Source organism: Floridaenema fluviatile BLCC-F154 (assembly GCF_041929135.1).
Taxonomy (GTDB): domain Bacteria; phylum Cyanobacteriota; class Cyanobacteriia; order Cyanobacteriales; family Aerosakkonemataceae; genus Floridanema; species Floridanema fluviatile.
Genome location: NZ_JBHFNS010000016.1, coordinates 40108 through 55085, shown reverse-complemented (window position 1 = coordinate 55085; position 14978 = coordinate 40108). Strand labels below are relative to the sequence as shown.

The 14978-nt window shown below is 44.1% G+C and carries 25 protein-coding genes; 6 read left to right on the top strand and 19 right to left on the bottom strand.

Annotated features, from left to right (window positions below; all coding sequences use genetic code 11):
• Positions 1-3: 3 nt before the first annotated feature.
• The 19 genes from secY to rplC form a co-directional block, all read right to left on the bottom strand.
• Positions 4-1308, bottom strand: coding sequence for a preprotein translocase subunit SecY (gene secY / locus ACE1B6_RS01875; RefSeq protein WP_413255614.1), 1305 nt, complete (start codon positions 1306-1308; stop codon positions 4-6).
• A 123-nt stretch (positions 1309-1431) separates the two neighbouring features.
• Entirely contained in the window at positions 1432-1890 is a 459-nt protein-coding gene (gene rplO, locus ACE1B6_RS01870) for a 50S ribosomal protein L15 (protein WP_413255533.1), read from the bottom strand.
• A gap of 104 nt (positions 1891-1994) precedes the next feature.
• Positions 1995-2525 carry a 30S ribosomal protein S5 gene (rpsE, locus tag ACE1B6_RS01865; RefSeq protein WP_413255532.1) on the bottom strand — a complete coding sequence of 177 codons (531 nt, stop codon included), beginning with the start codon at positions 2523-2525 and terminating at the stop codon, positions 1995-1997.
• Positions 2526-2664: 139 nt separating this feature from the next.
• Positions 2665-3027 carry a 50S ribosomal protein L18 gene (gene rplR, locus ACE1B6_RS01860; RefSeq protein ID WP_413255531.1) on the bottom strand — a complete coding sequence of 121 codons (363 nt, stop codon included), beginning with the start codon at positions 3025-3027 and terminating at the stop codon, positions 2665-2667.
• Complete coding sequence (rplF, locus tag ACE1B6_RS01855) at positions 3024-3572, bottom strand: 50S ribosomal protein L6 (protein ID WP_413255530.1); 549 nt, start codon at positions 3570-3572, stop codon at positions 3024-3026. The genes rplR and rplF overlap by 4 nt, the downstream gene beginning before the upstream one ends.
• Before the next feature lie 109 nt (positions 3573-3681).
• On the bottom strand, positions 3682-4083 hold the full coding sequence (gene rpsH, locus ACE1B6_RS01850; protein ID WP_413255529.1) for a 30S ribosomal protein S8: 402 nt from the start codon (positions 4081-4083) through the stop codon (positions 3682-3684).
• Between the two features lie 10 nt (positions 4084-4093).
• On the bottom strand, positions 4094-4639 hold the full coding sequence (rplE, locus tag ACE1B6_RS01845; RefSeq protein ID WP_413255528.1) for a 50S ribosomal protein L5: 546 nt from the start codon (positions 4637-4639) through the stop codon (positions 4094-4096).
• A gap of 133 nt (positions 4640-4772) precedes the next feature.
• A complete protein-coding gene (gene rplX / locus ACE1B6_RS01840; protein ID WP_413255527.1) occupies positions 4773-5126 on the bottom strand; it encodes a 50S ribosomal protein L24 in 354 nt (117 codons plus the stop codon).
• Positions 5126-5494 carry a 50S ribosomal protein L14 gene (gene rplN / locus ACE1B6_RS01835; RefSeq protein ID WP_413255526.1) on the bottom strand — a complete coding sequence of 123 codons (369 nt, stop codon included), beginning with the start codon at positions 5492-5494 and terminating at the stop codon, positions 5126-5128. The genes rplX and rplN overlap by 1 nt, the downstream gene beginning before the upstream one ends.
• 68 nt (positions 5495-5562) lie before the next feature.
• Positions 5563-5805 (bottom strand): 30S ribosomal protein S17, encoded by a 243-nt coding sequence (gene rpsQ, locus ACE1B6_RS01830; RefSeq protein ID WP_413255525.1) that lies wholly within the window; start codon positions 5803-5805, stop codon positions 5563-5565.
• A gap of 6 nt (positions 5806-5811) precedes the next feature.
• Positions 5812-6045, bottom strand: a complete 234-nt coding sequence (gene rpmC / locus ACE1B6_RS01825; protein ID WP_413255524.1) for a 50S ribosomal protein L29 — start codon at positions 6043-6045, stop codon at positions 5812-5814.
• Positions 6046-6047: 2 nt separating this feature from the next.
• On the bottom strand, positions 6048-6467 hold the full coding sequence (rplP, locus tag ACE1B6_RS01820) for a 50S ribosomal protein L16 (protein ID WP_413255523.1): 420 nt from the start codon (positions 6465-6467) through the stop codon (positions 6048-6050).
• Positions 6468-6472: 5 nt separating this feature from the next.
• Positions 6473-7219, bottom strand: a complete 747-nt coding sequence (rpsC, locus tag ACE1B6_RS01815) for a 30S ribosomal protein S3 (protein WP_413255522.1) — start codon at positions 7217-7219, stop codon at positions 6473-6475.
• Between the two features lie 100 nt (positions 7220-7319).
• Positions 7320-7694: a 50S ribosomal protein L22 gene (gene rplV / locus ACE1B6_RS01810; RefSeq protein ID WP_413255521.1), complete on the bottom strand. Its 375-nt coding sequence runs from the start codon at positions 7692-7694 to the stop codon at positions 7320-7322.
• 107 nt (positions 7695-7801) lie between these two features.
• Entirely contained in the window at positions 7802-8080 is a 279-nt protein-coding gene (gene rpsS / locus ACE1B6_RS01805; RefSeq protein ID WP_413255520.1) for a 30S ribosomal protein S19, read from the bottom strand.
• A 97-nt stretch (positions 8081-8177) separates the two neighbouring features.
• The gene (rplB, locus tag ACE1B6_RS01800) at positions 8178-9041 is read right to left on the bottom strand and encodes a 50S ribosomal protein L2 (RefSeq protein WP_413255519.1); all 864 of its coding nucleotides are present in this window, start codon (positions 9039-9041) and stop codon (positions 8178-8180) included.
• 113 nt (positions 9042-9154) lie between these two features.
• The gene (locus ACE1B6_RS01795) at positions 9155-9469 is read right to left on the bottom strand and encodes a 50S ribosomal protein L23 (RefSeq protein WP_413255518.1); all 315 of its coding nucleotides are present in this window, start codon (positions 9467-9469) and stop codon (positions 9155-9157) included.
• A complete protein-coding gene (gene rplD, locus ACE1B6_RS01790) occupies positions 9462-10094 on the bottom strand; it encodes a 50S ribosomal protein L4 (protein ID WP_413255517.1) in 633 nt (210 codons plus the stop codon). The genes ACE1B6_RS01795 and rplD overlap by 8 nt, the downstream gene beginning before the upstream one ends.
• A 129-nt stretch (positions 10095-10223) precedes the next feature.
• Positions 10224-10859 carry a 50S ribosomal protein L3 gene (gene rplC / locus ACE1B6_RS01785; protein WP_413255516.1) on the bottom strand — a complete coding sequence of 212 codons (636 nt, stop codon included), beginning with the start codon at positions 10857-10859 and terminating at the stop codon, positions 10224-10226.
• Positions 10860-11197: 338 nt separating this feature from the next.
• On the opposite strand from rplC, the gene ACE1B6_RS01780 reads away from it, so the two are divergent.
• The 6 genes from ACE1B6_RS01780 to ACE1B6_RS01755 all read left to right on the top strand — a co-directional run bounded on the left by ACE1B6_RS01780 (position 11198) and on the right by ACE1B6_RS01755 (position 14869).
• Entirely contained in the window at positions 11198-11506 is a 309-nt protein-coding gene (locus ACE1B6_RS01780) for a hypothetical protein (protein ID WP_413255515.1), read from the top strand.
• Between the two features lie 76 nt (positions 11507-11582).
• Positions 11583-12059, top strand: a complete 477-nt coding sequence (ndhN, locus tag ACE1B6_RS01775) for an NAD(P)H-quinone oxidoreductase subunit N (protein WP_413255613.1) — start codon at positions 11583-11585, stop codon at positions 12057-12059.
• Positions 12060-12217: 158 nt separating this feature from the next.
• Complete coding sequence (locus ACE1B6_RS01770; protein WP_413255514.1) at positions 12218-12823, top strand: vWA domain-containing protein; 606 nt, start codon at positions 12218-12220, stop codon at positions 12821-12823.
• Between the two features lie 60 nt (positions 12824-12883).
• Entirely contained in the window at positions 12884-13339 is a 456-nt protein-coding gene (locus ACE1B6_RS01765) for a salt stress protein, Slr1339 family (protein ID WP_413255513.1), read from the top strand.
• 157 nt (positions 13340-13496) lie between these two features.
• Complete coding sequence (locus ACE1B6_RS01760) at positions 13497-14102, top strand: vWA domain-containing protein (RefSeq protein WP_413255512.1); 606 nt, start codon at positions 13497-13499, stop codon at positions 14100-14102.
• A gap of 161 nt (positions 14103-14263) precedes the next feature.
• A complete protein-coding gene (locus tag ACE1B6_RS01755) occupies positions 14264-14869 on the top strand; it encodes a vWA domain-containing protein (RefSeq protein WP_413255612.1) in 606 nt (201 codons plus the stop codon).
• Positions 14870-14978: the final 109 nt, after the last annotated feature.

Below are 14978 nucleotides of genomic sequence, written 5' to 3'. Positions count from 1 at the left end.
TCACTACTCTTTCACCATTCCTTCATATCGCTGAGAAATTACATAAGTCTGGATTTGTTTTGACGTATCGATCGCCACCCCAACCAGAATCAACAAAGAGGTTGCCCCCAATCCCCGGAAAGTTCCCACAGTAGCACTTTCCACTGCTGTAGGTACGATCGCCACAACACCCAAGAAAACCGCCCCCAAGAAAGTCAAGCGATTAAGAACTCTTTCTACATACTCGCTAGTAGCTTTACCAGGGCGAATACCGGGAATACTAGAACCCATTTTCTTCAGGTTTTGTGCCAAATCTACGGGGTTGACAATCAACGAAGCGTAGAAATAGCTAAAGAAAAGAATCAAAACCAAATAAGTAATCACATAAACCGGACTACCAGGATTCAGATAAGTGGCTGCTATTCTATTTAAAGTTTCATTTTGGACAAAATTCGCCAAAGAAGCAGGTAAAAACAGGACAGCAGAGGCAAAGATAATCGGCATTACCCCGCCTTGATTCAAACGCAAAGGCAAGTAACTGCTTTTCTCTAAATACAACTTGCGACCTACTTGGCGACGAGCAGAAATAATTGGAATCCGGCGACTACCTTCTTGGACAAAAACGATGCCGACGATCATCACCAAGAATACAACCAAGAGAATGATCACCTTACCAACAATTTCTCTTCCGCCCGTTTGAGCCAAATCAATAGTAGCGGCGAAAGATTTCGGTACAACTGCGACAATATTTAGAAAAATCAGCAGAGAAGCTCCATTTCCCAGACCTCGCTCTGTAATCAGTTCCGAAACCCACATGACAAACATCGAGCCAGCGGTGAGAGCGACCACAGTTTTGGCATAAAACCAAAATCCGGGATTAGCCACTTCTGCAAACGGGCTAACCCAAATAGAAATACCGATACTTTGAATTACAGCCCATACCAGAGCTACATAGCGTGTCCACTGGGAAATCTTCCGGCGACCTGCTTCCCCTTCATTTTTCTGGAGATTTTCTAAAGAAGGAAGGGCAGCTGTCAGTAGCTGCATAATAATCGAAGCATTAATAAAAGGCAGAATCCCCAAGGCAAAAATGCCCAAAGCAACAATTCCGCCTCCAGAGAACAAATCCAACAAGCCAACTAAAGGACTGTTTTGCACTTGCGCTCTGAATGCTTGGCGATCGATTCCTGGTACAGGTAAGAAAACGCCCAATCTGACCAAAATTAACAGCCCCACGGTGACAAGCAGCCTACCGCGCAGTCCAGCTGCTTGGGCCATCTGAGCGAATGTCTCCTGAGCCGTGGGAGCTTTTTCTCGACTGATCATAATTTCAGGTTTACCTCTTGGCGTTCGCGTAGGACGTATTTTCGATTTTAGATTTTTGATGTTAGATTTTTGGATTGTTTAATTGATTCCTAAATCGCCAATCGCCAATCGCCAATCGAAAATCGGTTAACCTCTGGTTTTCTCTTCTACCTCGCAAGTGCCACCTGCGGCTTCAATTTTGCTGCGGGCTCCGGCTGTAAAAGCTGCGGCTTTGACTCGCAAAGGTGTGCTTAACTCTCCATCTCCCAAGAGTTTCAGGGGCCCATTGTTAGCTGTAATAATGCCAGCTGACATGAGTGAGTCCAGGGTTACTTCGGTATTGGCTGGGAGGGATGCCAGTTTACTTACATTAATGGTAGTGTACTGGCGAGGATTGATGACCGTAAAGTGTTTTAACTTGGGTATCCGACGGTACAGAGGTTGTTGTCCGCCTTCAAATCCGGGTCGAGTGCTGCCACCAGAACGAGCCTTTTGACCACGCATCCCTTTACCTGCGCTAGCACCTTGTCCGGCGGAAATACCTCGACCTAGACGGCGGGGACGTTTTTTTGAGCCTTCTTTAGGCAGAGCGTCATTGAGTCTCATAGTCTTTTTTCCTTAGTTCTTTAGTCTGATGTTATTGCTTAATTGTCTTATGTCATTTGGAGAACTGAAATAGTTACCAATGACTAATGACCGACGACATCAGACTATCCGAAGATATTTTCTAGTGGAATTCCCCGGTCTTCAGCAACTTCGTTGAAGGTTCTCAGGGTTTCCAGGGCGTTAACAGTAGCTCTGGCGTTATTAAGTGGGTTATTGGAGCCAAGTTGTTTGGCTAGAATATTGCGGACTCCGGCTAATTCCAATACTGTACGGACTGCGCCGCCTGCGATTACCCCTGTACCTGGGGCTGCTGGACGCATAATCACTTTAGCTCCGCCGCCTTTGCCGTTGATCGGGTGAGGAATTGAGTTAGCTTTGGTTAGAGGAACTTCGACGAGGTGTTTTTTGCCATCGGCTACGCCTTTTCTGACTGCGCCGATTACGTCGCTGGCTTTACCAACTCCGACTCCGACTTGACCGCGTTCGTTACCTACGACTACGATCGCACGGAAGCTAAGTTTTTTCCCGCCTTTAACTACTTTGCTGACTCTACGGATTTGAATTACCCGTTCTTGCCAGTTAGTTTCTTTTTCCTTAGTGCGGCTACTTTTTTTACCGCGACCTTTCTCCGCCATAATTGTTTTCCTTGATTATTTGTCATTTGTCATTTGTCATTTGTCATTTGTCATTTGTCATTATCTTGAGAAATTTAATTTAAATAATGGAATTTCTCTTGCTTAATTCCAATGACCAATGACTGATGACTAATGACAATTAAAAATCTAATCCGGCTTCCCGGGCTGCTTCAGCCAGTGCTTTAATCCGACCGTGATAGAGATTACCACCGCGGTCAAAGACTACTTTTTGAATGCCTTTTTCTAGAGAACGTTGGGCGATTAATTTACCTACTTCGGTGGAAGCTGCACAGGTAGATTTAGAATCCAAACTTTGTCTCAAGGATGGTTCTACTGTAGAAGCAGCAACCAAGGTGTGATGTTGAGTATCGTCGATCACTTGAGCATAGATATGCTCGTGGGAACGAAATACTGCCAAACGGGGACGTTCGGATGTGCCAAAAACCTTGCGACGAATCCGGCGATGGCGATTTTCTTTTGATTGTCTGCGAGTAAGCTTCATTTCTTCCCTGCCTTACCAGCTTTACCAGCTTTGCGTCTGACTACTTCTCCGGCATAGCGAATGCCTTTGCCTTTATAAACTTCTGGTGGGCGGACGGCACGAATTCTCGCGGCTAAATTGCCCACTTCTTCTTTACTGATGCCACTAACTGTGACGTTAACGTTGCCTTCCACTGCCATTTGAATTCCTGGTGGTGGTTCGATCTTGACTTCGTGGCTGTAGCCGACAACTAAAATTAGATTGCGACCATCCACTCTTGCCCGATAACCAACTCCTTGAATTTCTAGGCGGCGTTGGAATCCTTGGGAAACACCTTCGACCATGTTGGCGACTAAGGTGCGAGATAACCCGTGTAACTGACGGAGAACGCGGGAGTCGTTTTCCCGAATAACGTTTAAGGTGCCTCCGTCTTGCTGAACTTTAATTCCTTCGGGGAGAACTCTAGATAATTCTCCTTTTGGGCCTTTAACAGCAACTTTCTGGTTGTCAATTGTTACTGTAACTTTATCCGGTACGCTAATAGGACGCTTACCAATCCGAGACATGGCAATTCTTTCCTCTGTGGTTTATCACTTGTGGTTTGTCAACCGATTTTGGATTTTAGATTTTTAGATGATTTGGTTCTTTAATCAAAAATCAAAAATCGAATGAGTACTACCAGACATAGCAAAGCACTTCTCCACCTACATTTTGGCGGCGGGCTTCTCGATCGGTCATAATCCCACTAGAAGTAGAAATGATCGCAATCCCAATTCCACCCAAAACTCTCGGCAAGTCTTTACGATTGGAGTAAACCCGCAATCCTGGTTTACTAACTCTTTTGAGTGCTGTAATGATTGGTTGGCGATTTTTTCCTTTATATTTCAAGGAAATTACTAAATGTTTTTTTACGCCTTCGCCAGCTTCGCTAAACTCACTAATAAATCCTTCTTCTTGTAAAACTCTGGCTATTGAGCGAGTCATTCTGGTTGCGGGTACCATCGTTGTTTGATGCCGCGCTAAGTTTGCATTGCGGATGCGCGTCAGCATATCTGCAATAGTGTCATTTACCGCCATCTTTTCCTCCTTATTGATCGCGGAAGGGCATCCCAAAAGCCTTGAGTAAGGCGCGGCCTTCTTCGTCGGTTTTGGCTGTGGTAATAATGGAGATGTCCATGCCACGAATTTGGTCGATTTTGTCGTATTCGATTTCGGGGAATATCAGTTGTTCTCTTACGCCTAAACTGTAGTTACCGCGACCATCGAAGCTTTTTGGGCTGATTCCCCGAAAGTCTCTAATCCGGGGTAGGGCTAGGTTGATGAGTCGATCGAGAAAAGCATACATTCTGTCGCCCCGTAAAGTTACCATGATTCCCACTGGCATTCCTTCACGGATTTTAAAGCCTGCGATCGCCTTTTTCGCTCTAGTCACCACTGGTTTTTGACCAGCAATTAAACCAATTTCAGTCAGGGAAGATTCCAAAGCTTTAGCATTAGTAGCTGCTTCACCTAAACCTCGGTTCAAGGTCACTTTAACAATCTTCGGTACCTGATGAATATTCGTGTAATTGAATTGTTCCTTTAGTTGGGGAACAATTTTTTCCTGATAGGTGGTTTTTAGTCTTTGTGTCATTGGTTTTACCTGTCTTTCCTGGGCTTGGTCAGGAAATGTTAGATTTTAGGTTTTAGTTTTTAGATTTAGGGATTTTGGACAAATCAAATCATCAATCCAGTTCATCAAGTAAATCCTTAAATCCCGATCGGGTTTATTTGTCAAGAATTTCCCCAGTTTTCTTTAGCATCCGCACTTTTTTACCAGCTTCATTAAATGTATAACAAATGCGACTAGCGACATTTTGTTTGCTGGAATAGTGCATCACATTAGAACTATGAATTGGTGCTTCAAAAGTAATAATGCGACCTGATTCACCTTCTTGTTGGGGTTTTACGTGCTTAGTTCTGACGTTTACACCTTGAACTACTACCTGACTTGTTTCAGGGATTGCTTGCGTAATTTCTCCGACTTTACCTTTATCTTTGCCAGAGATTACTTGCACGGTATCGCCTTTTTTGACGTGCATTTTAGTTCGCACTTTTTCTGCTTTTTTACTTTTAGCCATTACAGCACCTCCGGGGCGAGGGAAACTATTTTGGTGTAGTTTTTGTCACGCAGTTCCCGTGCCACAGGACCGAATACACGAGTGCCTTTGGGGTTGCCATCGGCGTTGATGATCACGGCGGCGTTATCATCGAAACGAATGCTCATACCGCTTTCGCGACGCTGGGCTTTTTTGGTACGCACGATAACTGCGCGAACTACATCTGATTTTTTCACTGCCATGTTGGGGATTGCGTCTTTAACGACGGCGATAATCACATCACCCACATGACCATAGCGGCTGTTTCCGGCACCTAAAACCCGGATACACATTAATCTTTTGGCACCGCTATTATCAGCAACGTTGAGGTAAGTTTGGGGTTGAATCACGGTTTTACTCGCTTGAATTTGGTAATTGGTGATTAGATTAGATGGATAATTTTGTCACCGATTACTTACTATTTGGTGGTGAGGATTTCGGCAACTTCCCAGCGTTTGGTACGGCTTAGAGGACGAGTTTCCCGGATGCGAACCCGATCGCCTTCGTTACACTTATTTTCTTGATCGTGGGCTTTATATTTTTTGGTTTGCACCACGATTTTGCCGTACTTGGGGTGAGGCGATCGGTTTTCGATCGCCACCACCACCGTTTTATCCATCTTGTTACTAACAACTAATCCGACTCTTTCTTTAACAGCCATTGCTCTCTACTCCTGTTCTGCTTCTGGTGCAACTTGAGCAGCTGCTTTTTGACGTTCGCCTTCCACCATTAATAATTGCGCCAAACGATGTTTTGCGTGTTTAAATTGGTGTGGCTTTTCCAATCTTTGAGTTGCTTTTTGTAAGCGCAACTTAAACAGTTCTTGTTTAAGTTCGAGAATTTGCTTAGCTAATTCAGCGTCGGTCAAGTCTCTGGCTTCCGAAATCTTTGGTAGAGGCATCTTTACACCTGCTCCTCAGAACGCACGACAAATTTGGTTTTAATTGGCAACTTATTAGCAGCCAAACGCATAGCTTCACGGGCAGTTTCTTCGGGTACACCAGTAATTTCAAACATGATTCTTCCCGGTTTCACCACAGCTACCCAAAACTCAGGAGCACCTTTACCGGAGCCCATCCGAGTTTCTGCGGCACGCATCGTTACAGGTTTATCTGGGAAAATCCGAATCCAGATTTTGCCACCCCGACGAATGTAGCGAGTCATCGCACGACGGCTAGCTTCGATTTGCCGAGAGGTAATCCAAGATGGTTCTAAGGCTTGGAGGCCGAATTCACCAAAGTTCAGGTTACTGCCTCTGTGTGCCAAGCCTGTCATGCGCCCGCGTTGTTGTTTACGGAATTTTGTTCTTTTAGGACTTAACATACTCTTTATCCTTCGTTAGAACGGTCTTCAAACTGCTGGCGACGTTTGTTAGGTTGGCGACGGCGGTTATTTCCTCCGGGAGGGGGAGCGGCTTCCACTCGTTCTTGTCCGGGGATAATTTCACCTTTGAAAACCCAGACCTTCACGCCCAAAATGCCATAAATCGTTTTAGCGGTGCGATAAGAGAAATCGATATCTGCCCGTAGGGTATGTAGGGGGACTCTACCTTCTCTTGTCCATTCAGTGCGAGCGATTTCTGCACCGTTGAGGCGACCGCTGACTTGGACTTTAATGCCTTCAATTCCGGCTCTTTGAGCGCGTTGAATGGCTTGGCGAACTACTCTGCGGAAGGAAACCCGTTTTTCGAGTTGTTGGGCGATGTACTCGGCGATTAAGTTAGCTTCGGCATCAACTCTGGTAACTTCAACAACGTTGACGCGAATTTGACGATTGTTGCCGAGTGCTTCTTGAAGTCCGGTTCTCAGGTTTTCAATACCTGTACCGCCACGTCCTACTACTACACCAGGTCTAGCAGTCCGAATTTCTAAATCGATTTGGTCGGCTTTCCGTTCAATTCTGACATCGGAAATACCAGCCTTTTGTTCTTGATTGAGTTTTTTCTCGACATACTCGCGGATTTTGTGATCTTCTTCTAAGATCTCCGGGTAACGAGAGGGGCTAGCGAACCACCGAGATTGATGTTCTTGGGTGATACCTAGACGAAAACCAACTGGATGAATTTTTTGTCCCACTGATACGTCCTCAAAGTGATTTTAGATTTTAGATTTTAGATTTTAGATTTTGGAACTTTGCCATCTGCAATCTAAATCTAAAAATCTTTCCTCCTAGTGATTATTCTGCTTCCGCAACGGCAACTGTAATGTGACAAGTTGGTTTGCGAATTTGGTAAGCACGTCCTTGCGCTCTAGGGCGAAACCGTTTCAGGCTAGGGCCACCGTCAGCAAAGGCGGTGCTGACAATTAGTTTTGTGGGGTCTAAACCTGCGTTATGTTCGGCGTTGGCGACGGCGGAACGCAATACCTTGAGGACTGGTTCACAAGCTTTGTAGGGCATGAACTCCAGAATGATTAAAGCCTCCCGATAGGAACGCCCACGAATTTGGTCGAGAACGCGACGTACTTTATACGGTGACATTCGTATGTAACGTGCGGTCGCGGTAGCGCGTGCGTTAGCACGTATCGCTTTCATTTCATTGTTGTCAGCCATATTTTTCTCCACTTTGCCATTTGTCATTCGTTATTTGTCATTTGTCATTTGTCATTCGTTAATCTCGTGACCAATGACTGATGACTAATGACTAATGACAAAACAAATTATCGACGACCTTTTACATCTTTTTTGGAATGCCCTTTAAAGGTGCGAGTTGGCGCAAATTCGCCTAATTTATGTCCCACCATCTGGTCAGAAATGTAAACTGGTACGTGCTGACGACCGTTGTGTACGGCGATGGTATGGCCTACCATTTGGGGCAGGATGGTAGAAGCCCTAGACCAAGTTTTAATGACTTGTTTTTCTTTTTTTTCGTTTAAGGCTTCGATTTTTTTCAACAAGTGATCGGCTACGAAAGGCCCTTTTTTTAACGATCGACTCATAGTTCGATTTGGGATGAAAGGATTTTGCAGTTGAGGACTTTAGATTTTGGATTTGGGATTTTTTGAATCTAAAATTTAAAATCTAAAATCGAAAATTCTAAGCATTCCGACCGCCACGACCGCGTTTAGACGATTTCCGGCGACGACGCACGATTAATTTGCTACTGGGTTTTTTCGGTTTGCGGGTTTTTGCACCCAAGGTTGGTTTACCCCAAGGGGTAACTGGCCCACTTCTTCCGATCGGTGCACGTCCTTCTCCACCGCCATGAGGGTGGTCTACGGGGTTCATTACGCTACCCCGAACTTTGGGACGGCGACCTTTCCAACGGTTACGACCTGCTTTTCCGGTGCTGAGGTTTCTCGCGTCGAGGTTTCCTACTTGACCGATAGTGGCATAGCATTCACGGCGAATCATGCGGACTTCGCCTGATGGTAATTTCAGGGTAACGTAGTTCCCTTCTTTTGCTACGACTTGGGCGGTAGCGCCAGCAGCACGAACGATTTGAGCGCCTTTACCTGCTACTAGTTCGACGTTGTGAACGTTTGTACCCAAGGGGATGTTACCTAAAGGTAGTGCGTTACCAATTTCAAAGGGAGCATCTGGGCCGGAGATTACTTCCGTTCCTACTGCTAAACCGTTGGGATGAATGATGTAACGCTTTTCACCGTCTTTGTAGAACAGTAGAGCTAGCCTTGCGTTACGGTTGGGGTCGTATTCTATTGCTGCTACTTTGGCGGGAATATTATGTTTGTCCCGGCGAAAGTCAACGATGCGGTAGAGGCGTTTGTGTCCCCCACCACGACGACGGCTGGTAATTACGCCGCGATTGTTGCGGCCTTTTTTGCGATGATTGGATACTGTTAGGGATTTCTCTGGTTCACTTTTGGTGATTTCGGAGAAGTCGGAGATGGTACATTGTCGAGTACCGGGTGTGTATGGCCTAAAGGAACGGGTGCCCATTTTTTTGCGTCCTCAGTTCTGTGTAAGAAGTAGGGGCGGGTTTTGCCCAAAAATTGTTTATGAGTGGCAAAGGTTGTTTACTAAACCCGCCCTTACAACTCGTGTAAGGGGGATTAAACTTCTGGGAACAGGGTTTGTCTAATTTTTTCTACGTCGTCGGGATCTATAGTGACGATCGCTTTTTTATATCGAGCTTTAAACCCAGTAAATTTGCCAACTCGACGTTGTTTTCTCGGTGGCAAAAGGGTGTTTACACTCGTCACTTTCACATCAAACAAATTTTCGATCGCTGCCTTAATTTCTGGTTTTGTCGCTTTGGGAACAACTTCAAAAGTGTACTTATTCTGCTCCATGAGAATAGTTGCTTTTTCAGTTACGATCGGGCGATAAACAATATCGGCAAGGTAACGAGGATCAAACTCACTCACTGTAGACCTCCTGTATTTTTGCCAAAGCTTGGGGTGTGGTCACTAATTTATCGGCCCACAGTAAATCGTAGACATTCAAGCAATCAGCTGAAATTAATTTCAACTTGGCAATATTCCGGGCTGACAAGTAAAGGTTTTCGTCTTTTTCGGAAACGATCAACAAAACTTTTGCTTCTGGTTCTACACCCCAACGGGTAAGTGCCGTTACTAACTCTTTGGTTTTGGGTCGAGGTAATTTTTCGGCAAAACTTTCGATGACTATCAGATCCGCATCCCGGCTCATTAAAGCTGTTCTCAGAGCTAAGCGCCGTTCTTTGCGGTTCATGTTGACGTTGAAATCTCTGGGTTTTGGCCCGAAGATTACACCACCACCACGCCACAATGGAGAACGAATCGAACCTGCTCTAGCGCGTCCGGTGCCTTTTTGTCGCCAAGGTTTGCGACCGCCACCTCTAACTTCCGATCGAGTTTTGGTGCTAGAAGTTCCTTGCCGTGCATTGGTCATTTGCCGTACCAGTGCGCGGTGGACAATGTGAGCCGCATTTTCTTCTTTAGCAACTCTCAATTCTAAAGTTGCTTGCCCAACTTCTTGCCCTTCCCAGTTTTTTACTACACAGTTAACCATATTTTTTGTCCTTTGTTATTCGTCATTTGTCATTCGGCTATTAATGACTGATGACAACTGTACGGGCGGGTTTTGTTCAGGGATTGTCTGTAGGTTACGCCAGATTGTCTGCTAAACCCGCCCCTACGACTATTTGCCGACCTTTTTCTCTGGGGTAATACTGAGCAAAGCACCTGGTTTACCGGGCAATGCTCCCTTGATTAAGATCAAGTTGCGTTCGGCATCGATGCTAACTACTGTTAGTTTGCGAATGGTGACTCGCTCTCCGCCTAAACGTCCTGCCATCCGCTTACCGGGATAGACTCTTCCTGGTGTCGTCCCAGCACCCGTAGAACCGGGCAATCTATGGTTTTTGGAACCGTGAGCCATTGGGCCCCGTTTAAAGTTGTGGCGTTTTTGATATCCGGCAAAGCCTTTACCAATGCTTGTGCCTACAACGTCCACTATTTGATCTGGGGCAAATATATCTACTTTAATTTCTTGACCCAGTTGATATTCACTGGGATTATCTAAGCGATACTCGCGCAGATGACGCAAGGGCGCACTGTTAGATTTAGCTAAGTGTCCTTTTTCTGGCTTGTTGATTGCCTTGGAACTAGCTTCGCCAAATCCAATTTGGATTGCAGTATAACCGTCTGTTTCTTTGGTCTTTATCTGCGTTACGGGGCATGGGCCTGCTTGAACTACGGTGACAGGAATGGCTTTTCCTACTGAGTCAAACACTTGGGTCATGCCTAATTTGGTGCCGAGGATTCCGATCGCCACAGTACGTGGTCTCTCCTTAATTTACGCACTACAATTCGCCAGATTCCCTTTTGGAGAACCCGTTTTTCTGACTACACTCTTCTGGTTTCAGTTGAATGTAATTGAACTGTTTCCAGATGTTCGGTCTTTGAGATTAGATGGTTGTAACCTAAGCAAAACAGCAGTCAGACCATTATTGGACTTCCCAAAGCTTTTACTTCCCGGAAGTCCGATTATTAAGCGTCAACTTGCTATTTAAAGCTGTTTGGTAGGCCAAGCAATAGCCTGGTCATTTTTTGCTGGCACTTGGACTTAAGTAGCAAACTACTCAGTATCCTTTTTTTGAGCCAGATAAAATAATGTGGCTTGTTGGTTTACTTGACAGTACCGCCCATCTTTGGGTTACTCTTTGGCTCAAGCTGTTGGTGTTCCGGCTGCCAAAGTTGACCGAGCGCATCTATCCGTTTGGCTCTATTCAGACATTTTTGCCACTCTTGAGCGAGGGCAAAGTTACTGAAATTTTGACCACAATTGTTTACTATAGACCATATTTTAAGAATTGTCTAGATGATGGCAAAGATATTTTTTGGGGTTGGGGACTGGGGACTGGGGACTGGGTGGCTTTTGCTATGGGAATGAAAAGTAAGTTCTATTTCTTGATTGGGTAATCAAAGATTAAAATTACTATATTTGAAGCTTCATGAAGCGATCGAGCAGTTAGCCACAGACGATAAAGGCGAATTTATGGCATTAATTACAACTGGTAATAAATTGATTCGAGATTTGGAAAGTTCTGGGGCGCTAGCACTCTATGTGCCACTGGAAGGGGGTTTTGAGGGTCGTTACCAAAGAAGGATCAGGGCGGCTGGTTATACAAGCTTGAACATTTCGGCTAAGGGTTTAGGCGATCTCAGTATGTATCTAACTGGAGTGCATGGGGTACGTCCGCCACATTTAGGTAAGAAAAGTTTAGGTTCTGGGGCGGCTGTGGGTTATGTTTACTATGTGCCACCGATTTTAACTACTCAATTGGAACAGTTACCGCCTAAGTCTAAGGGTCTTTTGGTATGGATTATTGAGGGACAGGTGCTTTCTCGTCAGGAAATTGAGTATTTAACAATGTTACCGAAGATAGAGCCACGATTGAAGTTGGCGGTGGAGATGGGTGGCGATCGTACTTTCCGCTGGGAACCTTTAGCAAATACTTTAGCTGCTGCTTAAGAGTGTGTTGTGGCGCTTTTGCGCTGAAGCGCCACAAGATACCAGAAGAAAGCAGGGGAGAGTTCAACTTTCCTCTGCTTTTTGGCTTTTGGGTGAATGTAGATAAGCCAGAGGTTTGATACCTTGGAATTAGGATTATTGAACGGAGATCGGAATTTATGCTAGAGAATCGCGATTATACACTAATTATTGACAAAAGCGGTAGTATGGCGACTAAAGATCAGCCTGGTGGGAAGAGTCGCTGGAAGGCGATGGAAGAGTCTACTTTAGCTATTGCCAGTAAATGTGAAGAGTTAGATCCTGATGGGTTGACGGTTTATGTATTTTCGGGAAAATTTAAGCGTTACGATAATGTAACTTCTAGCAAAGTTAGTGATATTTTCCGGGAAAATGAACCTTCGGGAAGGACAGATTTAGCGGGTGTTTTACTGGATGCAACTAATGATTATTTTGCGCGGAAAGCTGGTAGACAAACTAAGCTGAATGGGGAAACAATTGTGGTAGTTACGGATGGGGAACCGGACGATCGCAAAGCGGTAATGCGAGTAATTATTGAAGCTTCGCGTAAGATGGATAAAGATGAAGAGTTAGCGATTACTTTTATTCAAGTGGGCACCGATCAACAAGCCAGAACTTTCTTGAAAGTTTTAGATGATGAGTTGCAAGGTGCGGGGGCAAAATTTGACATTGTAGATACAGTTACTATTGATGATATGGAAGATATGACTCTGACGGAAGTGCTGTTAAATGCAATTGTTGATTAGGAGTTTTATGAGGGAAGATTCTGCAATTTACTGATTAGCAGTTATGAGGGCTAAGCAATTATGGAATCGATCGATGATTTATTAGCTCAGATTAAATCTGAGTATCAAGAGAAGGATAATCCAGGGCAACAGAAAAAGCAACCTCCGGCGAAAAGGGAAAATGCGATCGAGCCGAAATTACCCAATTTACCACCGCCAACAAAATCAAGGCAAAAATCCTTTTCTCCTACTTCTCACGAAGATGCTTTACTGTCGCAAATAAAAGCGGAATTTGCTGAACAGGATCAAGCGGAAGAACTGAAAAGGCAACAACAAATCAAAGAGGAGAAGATTAGACAAGAAAGAATTAAACAACAACAAAGAGAAGCTTTAAAGAAAGAAGCAGAAGCTTGGTTGAAGAAGTTGAATCCGCGATCGTCTGAAGGTCTTTGGTTTGAAGAATTTGCTTATAGTTATTCTTCAAAATTGGAAGCCGCAATTGATTACTTGCAAGCTTTAAAAGAAACTCAATCTTAACTACCAGTTTTGCATAGTTCTGGTAAATTTATATACTCCATGATTGAGTTATAGCAATTTTTTCTAGCTTTTTCAAAATTCTTTTGGGAAATTAGGATAGGCTAGATGAAGAACGAGAAAAGTTTTTTCGAGTTGTTTTGTATGGGCTGGAGGTTCTATGCTTGAAGAACGCGACTATACATTAATTATTGACAAAAGCGGTAGTATGTCTACCCCCGATCAACCGGGGAACAGAACTCGTTGGCAAGCTGCACAGGAGTCAACTTTAGCATTAGCGAGAAAATGCGAACAGTTCGATCCAGATGGGATTACGGTTTACTTATTTTCCGGTCGATTCAAACGTTACGACAATGTAACATCGGATAAAGTTGCTCAAATTTTCCAAGAAAATGACCCTTCTGGAACTACTGATTTGGCTAGTGTTTTAAAAAATGCTACTGATAGTTATTTACAAAGGAAAGTAGCAGGTGAAACTAAGCAAAATGGTGAGACAATTTTGGTAATTACGGATGGGGAACCGGACGATCGCAAAGCGGTAATGCGAGTAATTATTGAAGCTTCTCGCCAGCTAGATAGAGATGAAGAATTAGCAATTTCATTGATTCAAGTTGGTAAAGATCAAACTGCTACTCGTTTCCTCAAAGCATTAGATGATGATTTGCAAAATGCGGGAGCAAAGTTTGACATTGTTGATACAGTCACCTTAGATGATATGGAAGGTTTCACCCTCAGTGAAGTGTTGTTAAATGCAATTATTGATTAGGTAAAATTAGTAATGGATAATTGATAAGATTTTCTCTAATTGATTATCCATTACTTTTGGTTTGGAACTGGAAAATAAAAGTGATTAGTTACATCTTAGTAAGTTAAGAATTTTCCCCAGTCCCTAATCCCTAGTCCCTAGTCCCTAGTCCCAGAGAGGTTATTATGCAAGACCGAGATTATACATTAATAATTGACAAAAGTGGCAGTATGTCTACTCCCGATCAAGTAGGTGGAAGAAGTCGTTGGGAAGCTGCACAAGAGTCTACTTTAGCATTGGCGAGAAAGTGCGAACAATTTGACCCGGATGGGATTACGGTTTACTTATTTTCTAGTCGGTTTAAGCGTTATGATAATGTGACTTCTAGCAAGGTTGAGCAGATTTTTCAAGAAAACGATCCGGCTGGTACAACTAATTTAGCTGGGGTTTTGGAAGATGCAATTAAGCAATATTTTCAGCGCAAAGCTTCTGGAGAAACTAAAGCGGGTGGTGAAACAATTTTAGTTGTTACTGATGGAGAACCGGACGATCGCAAAGGTGTAATGCGTGCAATTATTGAAGCATCTCGCCAATTGGATCGAGATGAAGAGTTAGCAATTTCGATGATTCAAGTAGGTTCTGATGCTACTGCAAGTCGGTTTTTAAAAGCGTTGGATGATGACTTGCAAGGTGCTGGTGCTAAGTTCGATATTTGCGATACTGTGACGATGGATGATATGGCAGATATGACTTTAGCTGAAGTGTTGCTGAATGCAATTAATGATTAGGTAAAAGGAGACTGGGGATTAGGAAAGTTTTAATTTAGGGAGAAAGTTTAAGTGTTCGCTTCTTCCCTTGATCTCCTTGTCTCTCCGTTCCCGATTTGGTGAGGAAGGT